This is a genomic window from Ohessyouella blattaphilus, from assembly GCF_024721265.1.
Lineage (GTDB): Bacteria > Bacillota > Clostridia > Lachnospirales > Lachnospiraceae > Aequitasia > Aequitasia blattaphilus_A.
Genome location: NZ_JAMXOC010000075.1, coordinates 1 through 1,278, shown reverse-complemented (window position 1 = coordinate 1,278; position 1,278 = coordinate 1). Strand labels below are relative to the sequence as shown.

Genomic DNA, 1,278 nt, shown 5'->3' with positions numbered 1-1,278 from the left:
CCCCAAAACAATCCTATTGAAATCTGGGCTTTTAAGAAGGATAAGGAAACGAACGAGGGCAAGCCACAAGGCGGGGCAGCGTTAGAAGATACTCAGTTTAGAGTTAAATTCTATAAAGGCCATTATGACGTGGATCCTCAGACGCTTGGCAAGAAAGAGGAACGCAGCTGGATTATTCGAACGGATAACGAGGGAAGGGCAATGCTTGGTAAAGAGTATCTAGTAAGTGGCAGTGACTTTTATCTAGATTCAAAAGGAAACCCCACCCTTCCTTTAGGGACAGTAACAACCCAAGAGATAAAGGCATCAGAGGGATATCTGCTAAGTGATGCTAGTGTTCATGTAAAAAAGGTGACGGCGGAAGGAAAGCTAGAAAGTGTAAAGACTTATGATAGCCCGGTAATTAAAAATAATCCGATTCGTGGAGATCTAAAGTTCGTCAAGATAGAAGACGGTACTGGTAAACGAATGGCCAATATTCCCTTCTCAATCACGTCAAAAACGACAGGTGAAAGTCATATTATTGTGACCGACAAGAATGGCAACGGGTCTACCGAGAGCAGTTGGAACAAGCACTCAGAAAATACCAATCGAGGAGAAAGTGAGAAAGACGGTGTTTGGTTTGGGAACATAAATGCACTAAATGATGATGTGGGCGCGTTACTTTACGATACCTATGTGATTGATGAGCTACCCTGTGAAAATAACAAAGGAAAAGTTTTGATAACGGGCGTTGAGATTGTAATCGAACGAAATCTAGTTTCCGTAGAATTGGGTACGCTAACCAATGACGAAGAACCAAAGCCAGAAATTGGCACCACTCTTACAACTGAGGATGGCGGGAAAATAGTGGTGACAGAAGGTGTCATAAAGTTAAAGGATGTTATTAGTTATTTCAAAATGGCTAGGCACATAGGAGAAGAGTTAACAGCAAACGGAATTTTAACAGCGGACGGCAAACCAGTATTGATTGAGGGAAAAGAGCTTGTTGGTACTGCGAAGTTTACACTCGATAAAGCCGAAGGAAGTGTAGAGGTTTGGTTTGAGTTTGATGCCTCCAAATTGAGTGCTGAGGAATTAAAGAAGCTCACTGCCTTTGAAACGGTACTAGATGCAGAGGGTAATATCATCGCCGAGCATAAAGATCCTGAGGATGAAGGACAAACGGTAGAGTTGGTACAACCAGAGAAACCAGAGAAGCCAGAGGAGCCAAAGGAACCAAAGGAAGAGAGCAGCATACCGAAGACAGGAATTAAGAGTAAGAGAAATTTATTCCTA

At 42.6% G+C, this 1,278-nt stretch carries 1 protein-coding gene; it reads left to right on the top strand.

Features of this window, described 5'->3' with window-relative positions:
• Nucleotides 1-1,278 (top strand): VaFE repeat-containing surface-anchored protein (locus tag NHH16_RS15390; protein WP_262070471.1); only part of this gene is annotated, 1,278 nt, incomplete at both ends.